This window comes from Massilia sp. HP4 (assembly GCF_005222695.1).
Classification (GTDB): domain Bacteria; phylum Pseudomonadota; class Gammaproteobacteria; order Burkholderiales; family Burkholderiaceae_D; genus Telluria.
In genome coordinates, this window is sequence record NZ_STGG01000060.1 from 1 (window position 1) to 1,173 (window position 1,173).

Here is a 1,173-nt window from a genome sequence, read left to right on the forward strand (position 1 = left end):
ATCCGGCGGTTGTGCAGGGAAGGAGTGCGTTCTTACCCAATGGGATGGACGCCCCCACTCTACGGCATCAAATGTGCCAAAGTGGTAGTGTCGAACACCACCTGAACGAGAGGGAGCGTCATCATGCAGATTACCGCAATTGGCATCGACCTGGCAAAGAACCTGTTCCAGGTCCACGGCGTCGATAAGGCTGGCAAGGAATGCCTGCGCAAGCAGGTGAAGCGCGACCAGATGGCGAGCTTTTTCGCCAATCTGTCGCCCTGCCTGATCGGCATGGAAGCATGTGGCAGCGCGCACTTCTGGGCGCGCAAGCTAGAGGCGATGGGGCACACGGTCAAGCTGATGGCTCCGCAGTTCGTCAAGCCCTACGTCAAGACCAACAAGAACGATGCAGCTGATGCCGAAGCGATCTGCGAAGCGGTGCAGCGTCCGAACATGCGCTTCGTACCGATCAAGAACGTCGAGCAGCAGGCGATCCTGGCTGTACACCGGGCTCGGCAAGGTTTCGTGAAGGCGCGCACTGCGCAAGGCAATCAGATCCGCGGCATGCTTGCCGAGTTCGGACTGATTATCCCCAAGGGTCTGGGCTTCGTCCGCGAGCGCGTGCCGCTGTTGCTCGACGAGGCCGGCGACGACCTTCCAGGTGCGTTCAAGATCCTGATCATGCGATTACTCGAACAGTTGAAAGAGCTGGACCGCCAGGTCGGCGAACTGGAAGTGCAGATCCAGACTTGGCATCGCTCGAATGCGCTGTCGAAGCGGCTGGAGAAAATTCCAGGCATTGGGCCGATCACCGCCAGCGCACTTGTCGCCTCGGTTGGCGATGCTAAGAACTTCAAGAACGGTCGGCAACTAGCGGCGTGGCTGGGCCTGGTTCCCAAGCAGCATTCGACGGGAGGGAAATCCAATTTGCTCGGTATCAGCAAGCGTGGCGATACCTACTTGCGAACGTTGCTGATCCATGGTGCCAGGGCCGTCATACGCTATGCGGAAGGCAAGCCCAAACAAGACTGGTTGCATCGTCTGCTCGGACGGCGTAGCAAGAACGTGGCCGCCGTCGCGTTGGCGAACAAAAATGCCAGAGTAGTGTGGGCGCTTCTGGCGCGTGACCTTGAGTTCCGTGTCGATTTCGCTGCCGCGTAATCGGCACGGTCAATCACGACTCCCGGCAGG

The 1,173-nt window shown here is 59.2% G+C and carries 1 protein-coding gene; it reads left to right on the forward strand.

The genetic code is table 11. The annotated features are described in order from the left end of the window. Nucleotides 1-123 precede the first annotated feature (123 nt). Nucleotides 124-1,143, forward strand: coding sequence for an IS110 family transposase (locus E8M83_RS22630; protein WP_137175619.1), 1,020 nt, complete (start codon nt 124-126; stop codon nt 1,141-1,143). Nucleotides 1,144-1,173: the final 30 nt, after the last annotated feature.

Excerpts from the sequence above, each read along its gene's own strand:
- E8M83_RS22630 (WP_137175619.1), top strand. The coding sequence starts at position 124 with ATGCAGATTACCGCAATTGGCATCGACCTGGCAAAGAACCTGTTCCAG.